The following is a 20,862-nucleotide window of genomic DNA, read 5'->3' as shown; positions in this document are numbered from 1 at the left end:
CGGACACGCAGCGGTGTCCGCAACGACCACCGACAGCAACCGCTCGCGCAACTAAAGTATTGACACCTACCACATACGTTGGCGCACAATGCACCACCCTCGCACTCATACGCGTGGGCCCACTGCCAAGCTTCACCCGCAACACCCATCGCCGCATGCCTCACCGCATGCGGCGATGTTCGTTTCAGGACTTGGCCATGCAAGCGCATGCCGCGTGCCGCCACCACTCGCCCGCCGCGCCGATGTCCGCCACAATTCCCGCATGACCTCTTCCCTGGCCCTGCCCCTCGACGTGCCGATCGAACCGGGCCTGATGGTCATCCATGGCAACCGCCTGGAGGATCTGCGCGACCTGCTCACCGCGTGGATCCAGCGCACGCCGCTGCGTCCGCTGGAAGACGAACTGATGCTGGTGCAGAGCAACGGCATCGCGCAGTGGCTGAAGCTGGCGCTGGCGCGACCGCCGGAAGCGGGTGGCCTGGGGATCAGCGCCGCGGTGCAGGTGCAGTTGCCCGGGCGCTTTCTATGGGAGGCGTATCGCGCCGTGCTTGGCCGCGACGCGGTGCCGCCGACCTCGCCGTTCGACAAGTCGCGCCTGGCCTGGCGGCTGCTGCGGCTGATCCCGCGCCATCTGGACGACGCCGATTTCCGCCCGCTGCGCGACTTCCTCGGCGAGCAGCCCGACTGGCGCAAGCGCCACCAGCTCGCCGCACGCATCGCCGACCTGTTCGACCAGTACCAGGTCTATCGCGCGCACTGGCTGGCCGACTGGGAACGCGGCGTCGACGAACTGGCCGACGACTGGCGCGGCCGGCGCGCGCCGCTGCCGGAGGGGCAGCGCTGGCAGGCGCGCTTGTGGCGCTTGCTGCTGGACGACGTCGGCGACGCGTTTCGCCACAGCCACCGCGCCGCCGTGCATGTGGCCTTCGTCGAGCGCGCGCAGGCGCTGAATGAACGGCCGGCGCGGCTGCCGCGGCGCATCGTGGTGTTCGGCATCTCCTCGCTGCCGCTGCAGACGCTGGAAGCGCTCACCGCGCTGGCGCGGCACAGCCAGGTGCTGTTGATGGTGGCCAATCCCTGCCGCCACTACTGGGCCGACATCATCGAGGACCGCGAGCTGCTGCGCGGCGAACACCGCCGCCAGCCGGGCAAGCCCGGCCTGCCCGAGCAGCCGCGCTACGAAGAACTGCATCTGCATGCCAACCCGCTGCTCGCCGCCTGGGGCAAGCAGGGGCGCGATTACATCCGGCTGCTCGACAGCTTCGACCAGCCCGAGCGCTACCGCCGCCGGTTCAGCGCCTGGGGTTCGAGCATCGACCTGTTCGCCGACCCCGGGCGCGACAGCCTGCTGCAGCAGGTGCAGCAGGCCGTGCTCGACCTGCAACCCTTGCCCGCCGATCCGGCGCAGCGACAAGCCTGGCGCGCAGGCGACGACTCGCTGAGCTTCCACGTCGCGCACAACGCGCAGCGCGAGGTGGAGATCCTGCACGACCGCCTGCTCGCGCTGTTCGAGCAGGCCCAGCGCGAAGGCCGCCCGCTGGCGCCGCGCGACGTGATCGTGATGGTGCCGGACATCCAGAGCTATGCACCGCACGTGCAGGCGGTGTTCGGGCGGATCCCGCCCGGCGATCCGCGCTACCTGCCCTACGCCGTCGCCGACCAGCCGGACCGCGGCGCCGCGCCGCTGCTGGTGGCGCTGGAGCATCTGCTGGCGCTGCCGGAGTCGCGCTTCACGGTCAGCGACATCCTCGACCTGCTCGAGGTGCCGGCGCTGCGCCAGCGCTTCGGCATCGACGAAGCCGGCCTGCCCACCTTGCGGCGCTGGATCGAAGGCGCCGGCATCCGCTGGGGCCTGGACGGCGCGCAGAAGGAAAGCCTGGGCCTGCCGCCGCAGGCGCAGAACAGCTGGTCCTTCGGCCTGCGCCGGCTGCTGCTCGGCTACGCGGTCGGCCATGGCGACAGCTGGCAGGAGATGGCGCCCTATGGCGAAGTCGGCGGCCTCGACGCCAGCCTGCTCGGCCCGCTCAGCCGCCTGCTCGACCAGCTGGAACTGCATTGGCATGCCTTGCGCGCGCCGGCCACGCCCACGTTGTGGGCAACACGGCTGCGCGAGCTGCTCGCCGCGTTCTTCGACAGCGAAGACCACACCGACGGCGACCGCCTGCGCCGCCTCGACGAAGCGCTCGACGCCTGGCTGGAAGCCTGCGCGGAAGCGGCGCTGGACGAACCGCTGCCGCTGGAGATCGTGCGCGAGCACTGGCTGGAAAGCATCGACGCCAGCCGCCTGTCGCAGCGCTTCATGGGCGGCGCGGTGAGTTTCGGCACCTTGATGCCGATGCGCGCGATCCCGTTCCGCGTGGTCTGCCTGCTCGGCATGAACGACGGCGATTACCCGCGCCAGCAGGCACCGGCCGATTTCGACCTGATGGCTCAGCCGGGCCAGGCCTTGCCGGGCGACCGCTCGCGCCGCGAGGACGACCGTTACCTGTTCCTGGAAGCCCTGCTGTCCGCGCGCGACACCCTGCACGTGAGCTGGGTCGGCCGCAGCGTGCGCGACAACGCGCTGCTGCCGCCATCGGTGCTGGTGGGCCAGTTGCGCGATTACCTGGCGGCCGGCTGGCAGGTGGCGGACGGCAAGCTGCTCGACGCACTCACCACCGACTATCCGCTGCAGCCCTTCAGCCGGCGCTACTTCGGTGCGGACAGCGATCCACGCCTGTTCACCTACGCGCACGAGTGGCAGCGCGCGCATGCGCCCGGCACGCAAGCCGCGGCGCCCGAACCGCTCGCGCCCTGGCTGCCCGAGGCCCCGCTCGCGCTGGATGCGCTGCAAAGCTTTCTCGCCCGCCCCGTGCGCCATTTCTTCAACCAGCGCCTCAAGGTCCACTTCGGCGGCGAGGATGGGGACACGCTGAACGACGAACCGTTCGCGCTCGACGGCCTGGAACGCTACCAGGCGATCCACGGCGTGCTGCAGGCGGCGCTGCTCGCGGACGCTGCCGGCGCGCCGCGCGCGGTGGCCGCGGCGGTGCAGCGGCTGGGCGAACAAGGCCGCCTGCCCACCGGCGGTTTCGGCGAGCTGTGGCAGGACAAGATCGCCAGCGAAGCCGGCGTGCTCGCCGCGCACTGGCATGCCGCCGACCGGCGCTGGCCGCGGGTGGACGACAAGTTCGAGCTGCGCCACGCGGCGCACGGCCTGGTGCTGGAAGACTGGCTGACCGGGCTGCGCCGCCCCGATCCGGCGCAGGCCGGCGTCGACTACGTGCGGCTGGAACTGATCCAGGGCCCGCTGCTGGCGCGCCCGCGCGGACGCCGGCTGGAGAAACTCATCGCCGCCTGGGTCGCGCATCTGTTCGCGCATGCCGGCGGCGCGAGGGTGGAAACGCGCGTGGTGGCGGCGGATGCGCAGCCGTATTTTCCCGCACTGGATCCGCTGCAGGCGCGCGCCTTGCTGGATGCCATCCTCGACGCGCTGCGCGAGGGTATGCGTGCGCCGCTGCCGATCGCGCGCAAGAGCGCCTTCGCCTGGATCCAGGCCGAGCACGAAGGCCGCGACGCCAGCGCCGCCGCGCGCCTGAGCTACGACCACGACGACAGCGGCCAGCGCTTCGCCGAAGTGGACGAAGATCCCTACCTGCAGCGCGCCTGGCCCAGCTTCGAGGCCATGCTCGAGGCCGGCTTCGAACGCTGGCTGCCGCCGTACCGCGCGATGGCGCAGAACCTGCGCTGGGAGGACGGCGCATGAACACTGCGCTGCCGCCCGGCGCCATGGCTTCCGGCGCAACCACGCTCGATCCCCTGCGCCTGCCGCTGCACGGCGTGCGCCTGATCGAAGCCAGCGCCGGCACCGGCAAGACCTGGACCATCGCCGCGCTGTACCTGCGCCTGGTGCTTGGCCATGGCGGCGCCGCGCCGCTGCTGCCGGCGCAGATCCTGGTGCTGACCTTTACCAAGGCCGCCACCGCGGAACTGCGCGAGCGCATCCGCGCGCGCCTCACCGAAGCGGCCGCGGTCTTTCGCGCACAGCAGGCGCCGGACGAGTTTCTCGCCGCGCTGATCGCCGAATACCCGCACGCCGATGCGCGCGCAGCCGCCGCGCGCCAGCTCGAACTGGCCGCGCAATGGATGGACGAGGCCGCGGTGCACACCATCCACGGCTGGGCGCAGCGCATGCTGGCCCAGCACGCATTCGACAGCGGCCATCCCTTCGTGCAGCAGATCCAGACTGACGACGGCGAATTGCTGGCCGAAGCGGTGCGCGACTACTGGCGCCTGCAATGCCTGCCGCTCGGCCGCGACGCCGCCGCCCTGCTGGCGCGCTGGTGGAGCGACCCGCGCGAACTGCAGCACAGCCTGCGCCCGCTGCTGCGCCAGAACGTCGCCCACCTGCGCCTGCACGGCCAGCCGTTGCCGGCAACGGCGGACGTGCGCGCGATCCTGGAAGCACCGCTGGCGCGCGCCCAGGCCGCGCTGCAGCGCGCGCGCACGTTGTGGCTGGCGGATCTCGAAAGCATCGAACGCCAACTGGAAGACACGCTGCGCGAAAAGGCGCTCAACGGCCGCAGCTATCCCGCCGAACGCCTGCCGCCGGAGCTGGCCGCGCTGCGCGCCTGGGCCGCGGGCGGCGAGGCCGACGACAAGCTGCTTGCCCGCTACGCGCAGTCGCGGCTGGACGGTGCGGTCAACAAGAACCGCCGCGCGCCGGCGCACGACGCGTTCGCCGCCATCGACGCGCTGCTGGCCAGCGCGGCCGAACTCGAGCTGGCGCGCCCGCTGATCCTCGCCCATGCCACGCCATGGGTGGCCGAGAGGATCGACCTGGCCAAGCGCCGCCGCGCCCTGCTCGGCTTCGACGACATGCTGCGCCGCCTGGACGAAGCGCTGCACGGCCCGGCCGGTGCGCGCCTGGCCGCCACCATTGCCACGCAATACCCGGTGGCGCTGATCGACGAATTCCAGGACACCGATCCGCTGCAGTGGCGCATCTTCCATCGCCTCTATGCCGCGCGCGCGGAGCTGGGCCTGCTGCTGATCGGCGATCCCAAGCAGGCGATCTATGCCTTCCGCGGCGCCGATATCCACACCTACCTGCAGGCACGCGAAACCGCGGCGCCGCCGGTGTGGACGCTGGGCACCAACCATCGCTCCACCGCGGCCCTGGTGAGTGCGGTCAATCGCGTGTTCGAGCATGCCGATCGCCACGCCGAAGGCGCCTTCGCGTTTGGCCGCGGCGAGCGCGGCCTGCCCTTCCATCCGGTCGCGGCACGCGGCCGCGAGGCTACCCTGCTGCTCGACGGCGCGCCGCTGCCCGCGCTGCAGCTGGCGCTGCTGGACGAAGGCCAGAACGTGGGCAGCACCGCGTATCGCCAGCGCGTGGCCGATCACGCTGCCGCGTGGCTGGCCGGATTGTTCGATGCGGCGCGCGCAGGCTGCTGCGGCTTCGCTGCACCGGATCGGCCGTTCAAGCCGCTGGCCCCGGGCGACGTCGCCATCCTGGTGCGCAGCGGCCGCGAGGCGGCGATGGTGCGCGCGGCGCTGCGCGAGTCCGGGCTGCGCAGTGTCTATCTGTCCGACCGCGATTCGGTGTTCAGCTCGCCCGAAGCCGCCGACCTGCTGCTGTGGCTGAAGGCCTGCGCCGAACCGGGCTCCGATCGCGCCATGCGCGCCGCGCTGGCCACCCGCAGCCTCGACCGCGACGAAGCCGAACTCGATCGCCTCAATACCGACGAACGCTGGTGGGAAGCCTGCGGCGAACGCCTGCGCGAACTGCAGCAGAGCTGGCGCCGCCACGGCGTGCTGGCCATGCTGCACGACCTGCTGCACGCCTTCGACCTGCCCGCACGGCTGCTGGCGCATGACGGCGGCGAGCGCGCGCTGACCAATCTTCTGCACCTGGCCGAACTGCTGCAGCAGGCGGCCGGCGCACTGGATGGCGAGCATGCGCTGATCCGCCATCTGGCCGAGCAGGTCGCCGAGGCGCGCGCAGGCCAGGCCGAAGCCGCCGAGGAGCAGATCGTGCGGCTGGAGAGCGAGGCCGAACTGGTCAAGGTGGTGACGGTGCATAAGTCCAAGGGCCTGGAATATCCGCTGGTGCTGCTGCCGTTCGTTTGTGCCGCGCGGGAGGTGAAGCGCGACGATCTGTTCGTCTGGCACGACGCCGACGGTCAGGCGCATATGGACCTGGAACCGGACGATGCGGCCTGGAGCCAGGCCGAACGCGAACGCCTGCAGGAAGACCTGCGCCTGCTCTATGTGGCGCTGACCCGCGCGCGCTACGCCTGCTGGGTCGGCGTGGCCAGCGTGAGCGTGGGCAATGCGAAAGCCTCGTCGCTGCATAAATCCGCGTTCGGCTATCTGCTTGCCGGCGGCACGCCGATCGAAGCGTCCGCCCTGCTTCCCGCGCTGCTGGCCATGCGTGGCGGCGTCACCGCCATCGCTGTCGACGGCCTGCCGCAGACGCCACCGCCGCGCCTCGTCGCGCCCGCCGCGCACGAGCAAGAAGACACCCGCCCGGCGCGCACCTACGCCGGCCGCCCCGGCGAGCGCTGGTGGATCGCCAGCTACAGCGCGCTGAAGTACGACGAGGACGCGCAGCTTTCCGGCGACGCGCCGGCCGCCCCCGAAACACCGGCGCAGGACGTGCTGGCCGAAGCCGGCGCGGAGAAGCCCGCCCCGGTCGCCGACACCGCGGGCAGCGGCATCCACGCCTTCCCGCGCGGCGCCGTGGCCGGCACCTTCCTGCACGACCTGCTGGAATGGGCGGCCGAGCAAGGCTTCGCCGAGGTCGCGGCCGATCCGCAGGCGCTGGCCGAACTGATCGCACGCCGCGTGCAGCGCCACGGCTGGCAGGCGCACAGCGCGCTGCTCGCGCAATGGGTGCCGGCGCTGCTGCGCACGCGATTGCCGCTGGGTGACGGCCGCGCGCTCGCCCTGGCGGAGCTGACCGATACGGCGCGCTACCGCGCCGAGCTGGAATTCTGGTTTGCCGTGCGCGAGGTGGATACGCGCGCACTGGATCGCCTGGTCACCGCGCACACGCTGGACGGGCGTCCGCGCATGCCGCTGCTGTACGACAGGCTCAACGGCATGCTCAAGGGCTTTATCGACCTGCTGTTCGAACACGACGGCCGCTACTACGTGGTCGACTACAAATCCAACCGGCTGGGTGCGGATGCCGCGGCTTACACCGCGGAGGCCACGCGCGACTCGGTGCTGCGCGAACGCTACGACCTGCAGTACGCGATCTACACCCTGGCCCTGCACCGCCAGCTGCGCGCGCGCCTGCCGGATTACGACTACCAGCGGCATGTCGGCGGCGTGCTTTATCTGTATCTGCGCGGCCTGGATGGCACCGGCCATGGCGTGCACCACGAGCGCCTGCCGCTGAGCCTGGTCGAGGCGATGGACCGGCTGTTCGCCGAGGGAGACCGCGCCGATGCTGCCTGATCCGCGCCTGGCTCCCTTGCTTGCCGCCGAGGAGCAGCAGCGCCTGCGGCCGCTGGATGTCGCCTTCGCGCGCTTTCTCGCCGAGCACGATGCAGACACCGACGGCGCCTGGCTGCTGCTGGCCGCGCTGCTCAGCCGGCGCGTGGCGGATGGCCATCTGTGCCTGGACCTGTCGCTGTGGCAGCCGCTGGCCGAGGAGCAGGCCTGGCCCGCCGCCTGGCGCGAGGCGGTGGCGCGGGTCCTGGACGAAGCGCACGCGCCGTCGTGGATCGGCTCCGCTAACGACGCCACGCCGCTGGTGCTGGAAGGTACGCGGCTGTACCTGCGCCGCTACTGGAACCACGAACGCCAGGTGGCCGAGGCGATCCGCACGCGCCTCGCCCAACCGTACGCTGCACCGGCGCATCTGCGCGCGGAACTGGCCCGCCTGTTTCCCGGCGAAGCCGCGCCCGACTGGCCCCGCATTGCCTGCGCGCTGGCCGCGCGAGGCGCGTTCACGGTGATCACCGGCGGCCCCGGCACCGGCAAGACCACCACCGTGGTGCGCCTGCTCGGCCTGCTGCAGACGCTGCAGTTGCGTGCCGGCGAGCGGCCGCTGCGCATCCGCCTGGCCGCGCCCACCGGCAAGGCCGCGGCGCGGCTGCAGGCTTCGATCCAGGGCCAGCTTGCGCGGCTCGACGTGGACGAAGCCGCGCGCGCCGTGATTCCGGCCCAGGTGGATACGCTGCATCGCCTGCTCGGCGCGCGTCCGGACACGCGCCGCTTCCGCCACGACGCCGCGCATCCGCTGCCGCTGGACGTGCTGGTGATCGACGAAGCCTCGATGGTGGACCTGGAAATGATGTCCGCCGTGCTCGCCGCGCTGCCGCCCGCGGCGCGGCTGGTGCTGCTCGGCGACAAGGACCAGTTGTCTTCTGTGGAAGCCGGCGCGGTGCTCGGCGATCTGTGCCGGCGTGCCGAGGCCGGCCATTACGACCAGGACACGGCTGCGTGGCTGCACGACGTGGCCGGCGACGAAGTGGCAGCGTGGACCGCCGCCGATGCGCAGGCGCTGGACCAGCAAGTAGTCATGCTGCGCCACAGCCATCGCTTCGGCGCGGACAGCGGGATCGGACGGCTGGCGCAGGCGGTGAACGCCGGCGACCTGTCCGCGCTGCGCGCGCTGCTCGCCGCACCGCGTACCGATATCGCCTGGCTCCCGCACGCCGCCAACCAGGCCGACCTGGCCGAACTGGTGCTGCGCGGCGGCGGCGAACGCTTCGCCACGGATAGCACCGCACCGCAGGGTTATCGCCACTATCTGGAGTTGCTGCGGCGCGAACGCCCGGCGCTGGATGCCGGCGATGCCGCCCACGAGGCCTGGGCGCACCAGGTGCTCGCAGCGTTCGGGCGCTTCCAGTTGCTGTGCGCACTGCGGCGCGGCGACTACGGCACCGAAGGACTCAACCGGCAGATCGAGGAGATCCTGGGCCGCGCGCGCCTGATCGATACCGGCCACGTCTGGTACGAAGGGCGGCCGGTGCTGGTCACGCGCAACGACTACAACCTCGGCCTGATGAATGGCGACGTGGGCGTGGCGCTGCAGATGCCAGGCGAGGATGGCGTGCCGCGCCTGCGCGTGGCGTTCGTTGCCGCCGGTCCCGCGGAAGGACCCGACGGCGTGCGCGTGCGTTTCATCCTGCCGTCGCGGCTGGGCGAGCTGGAGACGGTTTATGCGATGACCGTGCACAAGTCGCAGGGTTCGGAGTTCGACTCCACCGCCCTGGTGCTGCCCGCGCAGGACAGCGGGATTCTTACGCGCGAGCTTCTGTATACCGGCATCACGCGGGCGCGGCGGCGTTTCATGCTGGTCGGTGGCGAGCGGGTGGTCGAGATCGCCACGCAGCGGTTGACCTTGCGGCATTCGGGTTTGCGGGAGCGCCTGCTCGCGCAGTGATGCGCGGCTTCGCCCTGCCTCTGCAAAGCATCCAGCCGAACCGTCATGGGCTGGACCCGTTCAGCGCGAATCCGAACGATCGGACACGGCATACCGGCGCGCAGGCGATGGATGGATCGGGCCGGCCGCCCAAACATGGGCCGCGCGACAAACCGCGCCTATGCCTCTCCGGGAGGACGACGTCATGACCATGCAAACCAGGCTCCTGGTCGCGTTGCTGACCACGACCATTCCGCTTTCTGTGCAGGCGGCGGATAGCCAGAAGATCCAGCAGATCAAGGAGGACACCGCCAGAAGCATCGCCAGTCAGCTGCAGGATCCGGACTTCTCCAACACGGCATCCCGACTGTTCGCCATGCAGGCCTCCTCGGGCGAAGAGCCTGCCATCTCGCTGCATGCCTTGACCGCTGCGGGACGAGGCGAAGCGCTCTCGCGGATCGGCGATGCCGATCGGCAGGTGACCGCGGCGCAAGGCCTGTCCGGCTGGTCGCAAGGCGTGCTGCGCCTGCGCCTGTACCTGCCCGGCCATGCCACCGGCCAGTTGCCCTCGCAGCTGGACGACCTTCTGGTCGCCGTGGAACCAGCGGGCGACGAACGGAAGTGGACTTCGGTACCCGCCTTCGATGCCAAGGGCGAACGTCATGAGCTGGACCCGAAGATGCCGCCCACGGTCCCCGTGCTGGTGCTGGATGTGGACGGCCAGGAATCGGCACGCGCGGGTGCCCTGCTGATGAACGATGCGCTGCAACGCGCGCAGCTGCAGACGCGTGACAGCTCCGCCACGGCCGAAGGCGCCGAACTGACTGTCTTGACGAAGATCCACCTCAAGGATGACGAGGAGCCCTGGATCAGCGGCAAGGCGGAGATCTTCGCGATCGTGTCCGGCATGAAACCGAACAGGACCGACCCGCAGGTCGAAGTGAAGGACATGAATTACCTGGACTACAGCGGAACCACCTATGCGCCTTACCAGGACATGGTGTCGTGGAGCGACTATGGGCTCGGCATGGCGAACGTGCAGCTGTTCGAGCGCGACGAGGGCATCAATTACCAGGAGCTTGCCGCGAAGATCCTCGGTGCCGTGCAGGGCAACGTATCGACCTCAAAACCCGGAGCGGGCGCTGTCTCGGCCATCGGCGAAGCCATCCTGGGTGCCATGCCCAGCTCCCTGCTGGTCAATAACAACGACTATGTCGACTCGTTCTACCTGATCGAAAAAGGCCGCAGCTATACCGACCTGCTCGGGGCGAGAGCCAATGCCACCGCAAGCTTCTGCTCGCATGTCGTGGGCACCGACGATTGCCCGCGGCAGTGACCTCCCGGCGGCGTGCCGCAAGGATGCCGCAGCGGCACGCCGTCACCAGCAGGCTCCATTTGCGTTCGCCCATGCATCGCTGGCCAGTGGAACTTTGCGGCCGGTGTCGTCGAGGCCGAGCGTGCCGCAACGGTCGCCCTCCTGCGCCAGCTTCGGCTGTGCTGTCGCCAGGAAAGACTGCACACTCGCGCCCGTCTCCAGGTTCAACCTGGCCAGGTAGTACCCGTGCTCCGATCGCGCCGGGACCGAAAAACCCAGCTCCGCCAGTTCGCCGTAACGGCTATAGGTGGCGTAGTAGCGTTCCTGCGCATGCGCAATGCGCAACAGCAGTGCCTTGCCCTCGATGCGCCGTGCGCGATACGCGTAATGCCCGTAGGCGGGCACGGCGAGCGCGGCCAGGATGGCGACGATAGCCAACGCGGCAAGGAGTTCGATCAGGGAGAAGCCGCACGAGGGGCGGTGCATGTCAGTCGCCTCCGGCGACAAAAAAGTTCTCCACCACGCGCGCGACCTTCGCGTCGCCGCCGGTGGCGCGTGCGGTGATGCGGTAGATGCGATGCCCAGCGCCTGCCGTCGTGCCCGCGCTGGCCGGCCATGCAGGGCCGAGATCCTCGACCAGATAGCGCGGCGGCTTCGCCAGCACGGCGGTCCTGGCGGCATCGCGCTCCAGCCCGCTGCCCGCCGGCGCGGTGAAGTCGTCGCGGCCGGTGCTGCCCCGGTACTCCGTGCCTGTTTCCGCGCCCCATCCCGGCTCGCGGCGAAAAGCTCGTACCAGCGCATCGGGCAGCGCGGGATCGTAGACATGGCAGTCGGCGATCGGGGCCGTTCCGCAACGCAAGGGTCCTGTGGCGGCGCCCTTCCATAACCGCCACTGCGCGCCGCGCAACGCGGACTCGGCCGCGATCGATGCCAGCTGGGCGTTGCGCTGGCCGCCCGCCATGCGTTCGAGCAGCAACGCCTGGCCGACGGCTCCGGTCGCCAGCAGCGTCGCCAGCAGCAGGAAGATCAGCGCCAGCACCAGCACGATGCCGCGCTGTCGCGCAGGGCCGGCGATCGGCCGCGCATCATGGGATCGGGACATGGATCGCTCCTTGGTGGCGTCGCTCGCACGGGTGGTAGCTGCGCACGGCCACCAGCGCGCTGAATTCGCGGCGCAGCATGCGCGGGTCGAAGCCCTGCTCGGCGGGGCGCAGCTTGCGATGGGCTGCATCGGGTGCAGCGGGCAGGACATCGCCGTCGATGCTGTAGGTGTAGTGCGTAGCACCGGGGCTCAGTGTGCCCTGCGCTTGCTGGCCGTCCATCAGCAGGTGGACCTCGATCGATTTCACCGCGCGCCACAGGCAGCCGTAGTCGTTACCGGCACCATCGGGCGGTGGCGGGCAGTCGACGCTGCCGCCGGCGCGGTCGTCGACCTGGGCGGCGCTGAGATAACGCGTCGCGCCGGCCGCATCCTCCACGCCGTACAGAAAATCCAGCCGCTCCACGCCACGCACCAGCTCGCTGGCGCCGCCGTTCTCGCGGCGCACCAGGGCGCCGATGGTGCTGCCGTCGCCCGCATCCACCACCTGCAGGTAGTAGGTGACGGTGCGGAAGTCGCGATCGAAGTCGAACAGGCGCGGCGCGTTGAACGAAGGCGGCATCCGCGGCAGCGCGAGATTGCGGCCGGTCTCGACCGCATCGGGATAGAACCCGCCGTCGCCTTGCAGGTTTGCCGAGAAGATCTGCGTGAGCGTGCAGTCGGCGAGCATCAGCAGGTGGCCGGGCTGATAGACGTCGACCACGGCTGGTTCGTCCTGGCCGGGCTGGATGGCGAGGTGATGGATCGCGCCATCCGCGCTACCGACGATGGTGGACGCAGCGCCCATCGCCCATCCGCCGGCCGGGTCCAGATAGCGCAGCGTGAGCAGGCCGGCACCGATTACCCGCTGGCCGACGGCGCGCCCCATCGCCGGCAGGCCGGCCGGCACGGCAGGCGTGCAGTGCGTGCTGCCGCAGTCATGGCCGCGCATCAAGAGGAACGGCGGGAAGCGATACGGCGAAACCGGCGCGGGCGGATACGGTGCGCGGCCCCAGCGCGTGCTCACGTCGTGCAACGCGCCGATCAGGCCACTGGCTTGCACGGTGGGCGTGGCGCCGGCATGGCCGCAGTAGAACGCGTTCGCCATGCGCAGGTCGCCCGTGACGCGGGCGATGGCGAAGCGGGCGCTCTCCTGCAGCAGGGCGAACTGGGTCAGCGTGCGCTGGCTGCCGGCGGTGGCGAGGAAGACGGACACGAAGCAGGCGGCCACGATCAGGCCGAGCGTCATCGCCACCATCAGTTCGATCAGCGAATGGCCGCGGGCACGGCGTGGAGAACGCAGCGCGCTCATGGCTGGAACACCCAGGCGAAAGTCCGCGGCGAGATAGCGCGATGCTCCTGGTCGCCCGCGCCCCGCTCCAGCCAGCGCACCGTCATCGTGCATAGGCCGCCGAACGGCGGCTGCATGCCCGGCGTCTCGGTGCTCAGCACGAAACCGGTATCCCGTGCGCAATGGATGACACCCTGGCCATCCGGCAGCACGGCGCGCAGTCGCAGCGCCCAGACGGCGCGGTCATGCGTCGCCAGCGCGTCGGGCAGGCATGCCGTTGCGGCATTGCAAGCCACGGCGCCTGCTTGCGCTTCGCCATCGTAGGCGCCGGTCCGCACGCCGGCGGGATTGGCGCGCATGCGTTCGATCATGTCGCTGGCGAGGAAGCTGGCCTGGGTGCGCAGGTAGGCGGTGTGGCTGGCGCGCGCGGCCAGCAGCATCCATCCGCTGATGCCGATCGCGCCGATGCCGAAGATGGCGAGTGCGACGAGGACTTCGAGCAATGAAACGCCGCGCTGGGAAGCTGGGATGAGCATCGGTTTCCTTCCGTGGAAGAACGGATGTCCAGCTTAGGCGCGGCGAACGTTGAGGAAGGATGCGGCGATGTTTTTTTCGCGGTGCTGGCGAAAGCTGCTGCGGAGGGAGAAAAGCTGGAGGCGCATCACGGGTGCGATGGCGGGTGTTTCACTGACTGGCGCGAATGGGTCAACGATAATCCGCGCGACTTTGAATCCCTTCTCCCCGGCGGGGAGCACGCGGGGAGCGCACAGGGACGTGCGCGGCTTTGAGGAGCGAGGAAGGTGGCGGCAGCCGGATGAGGGAGCGCTCTTGTGGAAGCGTTTCTGCGGAGCGAAGACAAGCTCTTGAGCTTGTGGCGACACTCAGCTCACCACTCCGACCGGCCCCTCACCCCAGCCCTCTCAGAGGGGGGCGAGGCGTTAGCTCAAGCCAGCGCGGCATCGTCCTCGGCAGCCACGAAACCACCCGTCTGCCGCTTCCACAACCGCGCATACAAACCATCATGCGCAATCAACTCCGCATGCGTCCCGCTTTCGACGACCTGCCCCTTGTCCATCACCACCAGCCGATCCATCCGCGCGATGGTGGACAAACGATGCGCGATGGCGATCACCGTCTTGCCGCGCATCAGCAGCTCCAGGCTGTCCTGGATCGCTGCCTCGGCCTCGGAATCCAGGGCCGAGGTAGCCTCGTCCAGGATCAGGACCGGCGCGTCCTTCAACAGCACGCGCGCGATCGCGATGCGCTGCCGCTGGCCGCCGCTGAGCTTCACGCCGCGCTCGCCCACGTGCGCGTCGTAGCCAGTGCGCTCTTCGCCATCGACCAGTTGCGGAATGAACTCGTCGGCGCGCGCCTTGCGCACCGCCTCGCGGATCTCTTCCTCGGTGGCATCCGGGCGGCCGTACAGCAGGTTGTCGCGGATCGAGCGGTGCAGCAGCGAGGTGTCCTGCGTCACCACGCCGATCTGCGAGCGCAGGCTTTCCTGCTGCACCTGGGCGATATCCTGGCCGTCGATCAGGATGCGCCCGCCTTCGAGGTCGTACAGGCGCAGCAGCACGTTCACCAAGGTGGACTTACCGGCGCCGGAGGGGCCGACCAGGCCGATCTTTTCACCAGGGCGCACGGCCAGGTCCAGGCCGGCGATCACGCCGCCTTTCTTGCCGTAGTGGAAATGGATGGCCTCGAAGCGCACGCCGCCGCGATTCACCTGCAGCGGCACGGCGCCGGGGCGGTCCTGCACCTGGCGCGGCTTGGCGATGGTTTCCAGGCCGTCCTGCACGGTGCCGACGTTCTCGAAGATGCCGTTGACCACCCACATGATCCAGCCGGACATGTTGTGGATGCGGATCACCAGTCCGGTGGACAGCGCGATCGCGCCCACCGTCACCCGGCCCTGGCTCCACAGCCAGATCGCCAGCGCCGAGGTGCCGACGATCAGGAAGCCGTTGAGGGTGGCGATGGTGGCGTCCATGCCGGTGGTCAGGCGCGTCATCGAACGCATGCGCTGGATCTGCTCGCCCATCGCTTCGGCCACATAGGCCTCTTCGCGGCGGGTATGCGCGAACAGTTTCAGGGTGAGGATATTGCTGTAGCCGTCGACGATGCGGCCCATCAGGCGCGAGCGCGCTTCGGACTGCTTCCAGGAGCGCTCCTTGGTGCGCGGCACGAAATACGCCAGGGTGATGACGTAGAGCACCAGCCACGCCAGCAACGGCGCTGCCAGCCACACGTCGGCGTGCGCGAACATCACCAGCGCGCTGCCGGTGTAGATGGTGACGTACCAGATCGCGTCCACGATCTGCACCGCCGATTCGCGCAGCGAACCGGCGGTCTGCATGATGCGGTTGGCGATGCGGCCGGCGTAGTCGTTCTGGAAAAAGCCCAGGCTCTGCCGGATCACGTAGCGGTGGTTCTGCCAGCGGATGCGGCTGGTGAGGTTGGGCACGATCGCCTGGTTCACCAGCAGGTCGTGCAGCAGGATCAGCACCGGGCGCGCGATCAGGGTGACGAACACCATCCACAGCAATTCGTTGCCGTGGATGGCGAAGAAGTCGGCGACCGGCGCGCCCTTCGCCAGGTCCACGATGCGGCCGATAAAGCTGAACATGGCCACCTCGACGATGGCCACGCCGAAACCCACCACGATGGCGGCGGCGAACACCGGCCACACCTGGCGCAGATAGAACACGTAGAAACGCCACACCGAATCCGGCGGCATGCCGTCGTCGGGTTCCTTGAAGGCGTCGATCAGGGATTCGAACCAGCGGAAGATCATGGGGAGGTCCTGCCATGCCAGGCGAGGCATGGTGCCTGAAACGGGGGTGAGGGGAGTGACAAGTTGAGGGCCGCCCTTCCCTATAGCAAGTGGGCGCAGGTTGGGGTGAGCACAGCGAACCCCAACGGACCTTGCCAGGCTGCTGCAGCGTTGGGGTTCGCCTTCGGCTCACCCCAACCTACAATGCGCGCCTCATGCCTACGCCCATGCCCACCCTCGCCATCGTCGGCGCCGGCCCCGCCGGCCTGATGGCCGCCGAAACCGCCCGCGCTGCCGGCCTCGACGTCGACGTGTACGAAGGCAAGGGCTCGGTCGGGCGGAAATTCCTGCTCGCCGGCGTGGGCGGCATGAACCTCACCCATGGCGAGCCCCGCCCTGCCTTCGACCAGCGCTACCGCGAACGCGCGGCGGAGGTCGGGCGCTGGCTGGACGATTTCGACGCCGATGCCTTGCGCGACTGGGCCCGCGGCCTCGGCGTAGACACCTTCATCGGCACTTCCGGGCGCGTCTTTCCGGCCGACCTCAAGGCCGCACCGCTGCTGCGCGCCTGGGTGCACCGCCTGCGCGAGAGCGGGGTGCGCTTCCACGTACAGCATCGCTGGCTGGGCTGGACGGACGACGGCGCGCTGCGCTTCGCCGCGCCCGGCGGCGAACTGGCGGTGCGCGCTGATGCCACGGTGCTTGCGCTGGGCGGCGGCAGCTGGCCGCAGCTCGGCTCGGATGGCGCCTGGCAGCCGTGGCTGGCCACGCGCAGCGTGGACGTGGCTCCGCTGCAGCCGGCCAACTGCGGTTTCGATATCGGCTGGAGCGCGCATCTGGCCGAACGCCATGCCGGCGCCCCGCTGAAGCCGGTGATAGCGCACTGGCGCGATGCCGACGGGCGCGAGCAGCAGCGCCAGGGCGAGTGCGTGATCACCGCCACCGGCATCGAGGGCAGCCTGGTGTATGCGTTGTCGGCGCAGCTGCGCCATGCGATCGTGCGCGACGGCCACGCCACGCTGACCCTGGACCTGGCACCGGACCGAACGCTGGAGCGCCTGGAAAAAGACCTGGCCAAGCCGCGCGGCAGCCACTCGCTGAGCGACCACCTGCGCCGCCAGGCCGGCATTACCGGGGTCAAGGCCGCCCTGCTGCACGAGCTGGTGGACAAGGGCAGCTTGCACGACCACGCCAGGTTGGCCCGCGCGATCAAGCGCCTGGACCTGCGCCTGAAACAACCGCGCCCCATCGCCGAAGCGATCAGCAGCGCCGGCGGCGTGCGCCTGGAAGCCATGGACCAAGGGCTGATGCTCAACGCCCTGCCCGGCACCTTCTGCGCTGGCGAGATGCTGGACTGGGAAGCGCCGACCGGCGGCTACCTGCTCACCGCCTGCTTCGCCAGCGGGCTGCGCGCGGGCTGCGCCGCGGCGGCCTGGGCGCTGGCCCGTCGAACGTCGTAGGTTGGGGTGAGCCGCAGGCGAACCCCAACGGTGCGGCGCGATTGAACGTGGTGATGTTGGGGTTCGCCTGCGGCTCACCCCAACCTACAGCGTTGCTTACTTCAGGTTCGCCTTGCTGGCGTCGATATCCGCCTGCAGCTTGGTGGCCAGTTCCTTCGAGGCGTTGTCCAGCAGGCTGACGAACAGCTTCGGATAGTTGGTCTGTCCGTTGACCTCGGCCGTCGGCTCCAGCCGCGGCTCGCTGCGCGTGACGAAGCCGCGCGCATTGGTGGTGCAGCGCATGCTGATGTCCAGCGTGGCGACGGAGGGCTTGTCGTCCTCGTGGCGCACGCGGATGTCGGTCTTGACCCGCTCGCAGGCCACCGTGAGGTTGGAGATATAGGCCGGCTGCAGCGCCTGGCGCAGCTGCGCCTGCAGCACCTCGGACACCGGGCGCGACGGGCTCAGCACCACTTTCTCGTCCAGGCCGCGCACCTGCAGGTCGCCCTGGGTCGGCTCGACGCTGATCCACGGCGCGAACGCCGGCACCACCAGCGCGTCCATCGGCACGGTCTCGCGCGCCTTGTGTCCCCCGCAGGCGGCCAGCGCCAACGCGACCACCGCCAAGCCCGCCCCACGGGCCATCGTCCGCTTATTCATGGTTTCCCCCCCACGCAAATTTTTTGAAATGTACATGCGGCATCGCAACAGATCAACGCCGGATGCGCTCCAATGCGGCGCCGTTCGCAGGACCGGGCCGCCGCAGGCACATCCGTCTAGCCGTCCATATGCGCGGGCCGGTCAGGCCGCCCGGTAGTTGTCCACCTCGCAGTAGCGCCGCGCGTAGGCGCCGAAGGCCAGCGCGGCCAGCAACGCAAAGGCGGCGAAGAAGAACATCTGGAAGGCGTCGACGCTGAGCCCGGTGCTGGCGATATGCCCGGTCACCGCCTGGTCGCGCACCGCGGCATTGGCGATCAGCACCCACAGGTTGCCGATGGTGGTGGCCAGGTACCAGAAGCTCATCATCACGCCCTTCATCGAGGCCGGCGCCTGGCTGTAGGCGAACTCCGGCCCGGTCGCGGAGACCAGCACTTCGCCGAAGGTCAGCAGCAGGTACGGCAGCACCTGCCACACGATCGACAGCGCCTGCCCGTCGTCCAGCAGCAGCTGGTAGCCGCCCACCACGATCCAGGCCAGGCCGGCGAAAGCGATGCCGGCGGTCATCTTGCGCAACGCGGTGGGCTCGCTGCCGCGCCGGCGCAGCAGCGGGAACAGCACCAGGTTGTTGAACGGGATCAGCAGCATCACCAGCAGCGGGTTCAGCGCCTGCATCTGCGCCGGATGGAACCAAGCCGGCGCGGCCATCGCGTTGCCCTGCAGCACCCAGGTCGAGGCCTTCTGGTCGAACAGCGAGAAGAACGGCGTGGTCAGGGCGAAGATCACCAGCACGCGCAGCACGTTGCGCGCGCCGTCCACCGCCGCGTCCGGATGCCGGCCGCGCGCCCGCTCCAGCTGCAGCCAGGCACCGCCGCCCACGCCGCCGATCAGCGCGACGATGGCCAGGCACAGCGCGATCACCACGCCCAGCGCCGGCGTCATCGCCAGCGCCGCCACGGCAGCGAGCACGCCCGCGCCGGCCAGCCACAGGCCCGGCCGCGCCTGCGCCGGCCCCTGCCTTGGCGCCTGGCTGAGCAGCGCCGTGCGCAGCACGCGCGAGAACGCATCCGGATCGGGCGGCGACGGCGGCACCATCACGTAGCGATGGCGGCCCAGCCACAGCACGAAGGTAGCGGCGAGCATCAGCGCGCCGGGAATACCGAACGCCACCGCCGCGCCGAAGTGGCGCAGGAACATCGGCGCCAGCAGCGAGGCGAAGAACGAGCCGAAGTTGATGATCCAGTAGAAAGCGTCGAACACCGGCTTGGCCAGATGCTTGTTTGCGCTGTCGAACTGGTCGCCGACGAACGAAGCCACCAGCGGCTTGATCCCGCCCGCGCCCAGCGCGATCAGGCCCAGGCCGATGTAGAAGCCGGTCGGATCGTGCTCGAACAGCGCCAGGCACAGGTGGCCCAGGCAGTACACGAGGCTCATCCACAGCACGGTGTGGTACTTGCCGAAGAAGCGGTCGGCCAGCCAGCCGCCCAGCAGCGGGAAGAAGTACACGCCGATCACGAAGCTGTGGAACACGTCCTTGGCCGCGCCGGGGCGCTGCGCCTCGGGCAGGTGCAGCAGCAGCGAGGTGATCAGGAACGGGGTGAGGATGTTGCGCATCCCGTAGAACGAAAAGCGCTCGCAGCCCTCGTTGCCGATGATGAAGGGAATCTGCCGCGGCAGGCGGCCGCGCGCGGTGGAAGGGGCGGCGCTCATGCGTGGCTCCAGGGGACCGGCCAAAGGCTCGAGTGTGCCGCAAGATATTGCGAACACCAAGGCGGTACCGCGTCACAAGGCCCTGTTAAGCTGCGCGCCACTTCAAGCGGCGGGGTCTCATGCGCTCCTTCAAACCATTGCTCGTACTGGCCGTGGTGGTCTTTGCGGTCTTCATGTGGAACCGCCGCGCGACGCCGCCCGTTCCTGCCGCCGCGCCGCAGGTGCAGTCCGCCGCCATGCCCGCGCCGGCCGCGCGCCAGACCCGGAATGCAGCCGCGCCGGCCGCCGGCCTGCCCTCCTTCCTGCCGCCCGAAGCAGGCGACACGCTGGCCCTGATCGCCCGCGGCGGACCGTTCCCGAACCGCCAGGACGGCGTGGTGTTCGGCAACCGCGAAGGCCTGCTGCCGGCCCAGCCGCGCGGCTACTACCACGAGTACACGGTGGCCACGCCCGGCCTCGACTATCGCGGCGCGCGGCGCATCATCACTGGCGGTAATCCGCCGGTGGTCTACTACTACACCGACGATCACTACCGCACATTCCGCGCATTCGAGGTGTCGCGATGACTTCCCAGGACCACGACATCGACCTGCACGACCCCGATGCCGGCGGCGTGTTCTTCGTGATCGAGGAAGACCTCGACCCGCTCGGCGCCCAGGGCGCGAGCCAGGGCCTGTTCGTCGCGCGCACCAGCCTGCAGGGCTGCACCGGCAAGGACGAACTGCTGCGCCGCCTGAAAGCCTCCTGGCGCCTGCCCGCCGAATTCGGCGACAACTGGGACGCCCTGGCCGACGCCGTCAACGATCTGGACTGGCTCGAAGGCAGCGGCTACCTGCTGCTGTTCGACCACGCCGACGACCTGCGCGAAGCCAGCGAGGAAGACTTCGACATCCTGCTGGACATCCTCGACGAAGCCGCCGAGAGCTGGCAGGAAGACGGCAAGCCGTTCTTCGCTTTCTTCGCGATGCCCGAAAGCGCCTTCAACGACCCGGATTTCTGATGCAGTCCATCGATTTCGATCTCGACGAACGCCACGAACACGTGGAACTCAACCAGCTGCTGAAGCTGATCGGCCTGTGCGACAGCGGCGGTGCGGGCAAGGCGATCGTCGCCAGCGGAGCGGTGTACGTCGACGGGCAGCAGGAGTTGCGCAAGACGTGCAAGATCCATGCGGGGCAAGTCGTTGACATCGACGACGTGCGGATTCGGGTGAAGCGGCCCCCGGCGTGACAACGTCA

The 20,862-nt window shown here is 69.7% G+C and carries 16 protein-coding genes; 9 read left to right on the top strand and 7 right to left on the bottom strand.

The features are described from left to right. Positions 1–262: 262 nt before the first annotated feature. The 4 genes from recC to AB4083_RS01900 all read left to right on the top strand — a co-directional run bounded on the left by recC (position 263) and on the right by AB4083_RS01900 (position 10,697). Positions 263–3,745, top strand: a complete 3,483-nt coding sequence (gene recC / locus AB4083_RS01915) for an exodeoxyribonuclease V subunit gamma (RefSeq protein WP_441606067.1) — start codon at positions 263–265, stop codon at positions 3,743–3,745. Continuing rightward, positions 3,742–7,446 (top strand): exodeoxyribonuclease V subunit beta, encoded by a 3,705-nt coding sequence (gene recB, locus AB4083_RS01910; RefSeq protein ID WP_441606066.1) that lies wholly within the window; start codon positions 3,742–3,744, stop codon positions 7,444–7,446. The genes recC and recB overlap by 4 nt, the downstream gene beginning before the upstream one ends. Next, positions 7,436–9,382, top strand: coding sequence for an exodeoxyribonuclease V subunit alpha (gene recD / locus AB4083_RS01905; protein ID WP_441606065.1), 1,947 nt, complete (start codon positions 7,436–7,438; stop codon positions 9,380–9,382). Before recB ends, recD begins: the two co-directional genes overlap by 11 nt. 184 nt (positions 9,383–9,566) lie before the next feature. Next, positions 9,567–10,697, top strand: a complete 1,131-nt coding sequence (locus tag AB4083_RS01900; protein WP_441606064.1) for a DUF3103 family protein — start codon at positions 9,567–9,569, stop codon at positions 10,695–10,697. 42 nt (positions 10,698–10,739) lie between these two features. Here the strand turns inward: AB4083_RS01900 and AB4083_RS01895 are convergent, their stop codons facing one another. From AB4083_RS01895 to pilV, 4 genes are read right to left on the bottom strand one after another with little or no spacing between them, the layout of a single operon-like run. Further along, on the bottom strand, positions 10,740–11,162 hold the full coding sequence (locus AB4083_RS01895; RefSeq protein ID WP_441606063.1) for a type IV pilin protein: 423 nt from the start codon (positions 11,160–11,162) through the stop codon (positions 10,740–10,742). A 1-nt stretch (position 11,163) separates the two neighbouring features. Next, positions 11,164–11,778, bottom strand: a complete 615-nt coding sequence (locus AB4083_RS01890) for a pilus assembly PilX family protein (RefSeq protein WP_441606062.1) — start codon at positions 11,776–11,778, stop codon at positions 11,164–11,166. Beyond that, complete coding sequence (locus AB4083_RS01885; RefSeq protein ID WP_441606061.1) at positions 11,762–13,066, bottom strand: PilW family protein; 1,305 nt, start codon at positions 13,064–13,066, stop codon at positions 11,762–11,764. The genes AB4083_RS01890 and AB4083_RS01885 overlap by 17 nt, the downstream gene beginning before the upstream one ends. Continuing rightward, the gene (pilV, locus tag AB4083_RS01880) at positions 13,063–13,581 is read right to left on the bottom strand and encodes a type IV pilus modification protein PilV (protein ID WP_441606060.1); all 519 of its coding nucleotides are present in this window, start codon (positions 13,579–13,581) and stop codon (positions 13,063–13,065) included. The genes AB4083_RS01885 and pilV overlap by 4 nt, the downstream gene beginning before the upstream one ends. 24 nt (positions 13,582–13,605) lie before the next feature. Between pilV and AB4083_RS01875 the strand changes: the two genes are divergently transcribed. Next, a complete protein-coding gene (locus AB4083_RS01875) occupies positions 13,606–13,833 on the top strand; it encodes a hypothetical protein (protein ID WP_441606059.1) in 228 nt (75 codons plus the stop codon). 155 nt (positions 13,834–13,988) lie between these two features. On the opposite strand, the gene AB4083_RS01870 is transcribed toward AB4083_RS01875, so the two are convergent. Continuing rightward, positions 13,989–15,836 carry an ABC transporter ATP-binding protein gene (locus tag AB4083_RS01870; protein WP_441606462.1) on the bottom strand — a complete coding sequence of 616 codons (1,848 nt, stop codon included), beginning with the start codon at positions 15,834–15,836 and terminating at the stop codon, positions 13,989–13,991. Positions 15,837–16,033: 197 nt separating this feature from the next. Between AB4083_RS01870 and AB4083_RS01865 the strand changes: the two genes are divergently transcribed. Further along, a complete protein-coding gene (locus tag AB4083_RS01865; protein ID WP_441606058.1) occupies positions 16,034–17,278 on the top strand; it encodes a TIGR03862 family flavoprotein in 1,245 nt (414 codons plus the stop codon). 96 nt (positions 17,279–17,374) lie between these two features. Here the strand turns inward: AB4083_RS01865 and AB4083_RS01860 are convergent, their stop codons facing one another. After that, entirely contained in the window at positions 17,375–17,917 is a 543-nt protein-coding gene (locus tag AB4083_RS01860; protein WP_441606057.1) for a hypothetical protein, read from the bottom strand. Between the two features lie 141 nt (positions 17,918–18,058). Further along, positions 18,059–19,624, bottom strand: coding sequence for a POT-type proton-dependent oligopeptide transporter (locus AB4083_RS01855; RefSeq protein ID WP_441606056.1), 1,566 nt, complete (start codon positions 19,622–19,624; stop codon positions 18,059–18,061). Between the two features lie 119 nt (positions 19,625–19,743). On the opposite strand from AB4083_RS01855, the gene AB4083_RS01850 reads away from it, so the two are divergent. Genes AB4083_RS01850 through AB4083_RS01840 form a run of 3 tightly spaced genes read left to right on the top strand, consistent with a single transcriptional unit; the run spans position 19,744 to position 20,854 of the window. Further along, the gene (locus tag AB4083_RS01850; protein WP_441606055.1) at positions 19,744–20,190 is read left to right on the top strand and encodes a ribonuclease domain-containing protein; all 447 of its coding nucleotides are present in this window, start codon (positions 19,744–19,746) and stop codon (positions 20,188–20,190) included. Beyond that, the gene (locus AB4083_RS01845; protein ID WP_441606054.1) at positions 20,187–20,624 is read left to right on the top strand and encodes a barstar family protein; all 438 of its coding nucleotides are present in this window, start codon (positions 20,187–20,189) and stop codon (positions 20,622–20,624) included. Before AB4083_RS01850 ends, AB4083_RS01845 begins: the two co-directional genes overlap by 4 nt. Continuing rightward, positions 20,624–20,854: an RNA-binding S4 domain-containing protein gene (locus tag AB4083_RS01840; RefSeq protein ID WP_441606053.1), complete on the top strand. Its 231-nt coding sequence runs from the start codon at positions 20,624–20,626 to the stop codon at positions 20,852–20,854. The genes AB4083_RS01845 and AB4083_RS01840 overlap by 1 nt, the downstream gene beginning before the upstream one ends. Positions 20,855–20,862 lie beyond the last annotated feature (8 nt).

The organism is Dyella sp. 2RAB6 (assembly GCF_052115385.1).
Taxonomy (GTDB): Bacteria; Pseudomonadota; Gammaproteobacteria; order Xanthomonadales; family Rhodanobacteraceae; genus Dyella_D.
Note: the sequence above shows the minus strand (reverse complement) of the source record. Positions and strands in the feature narration are given on the sequence as shown.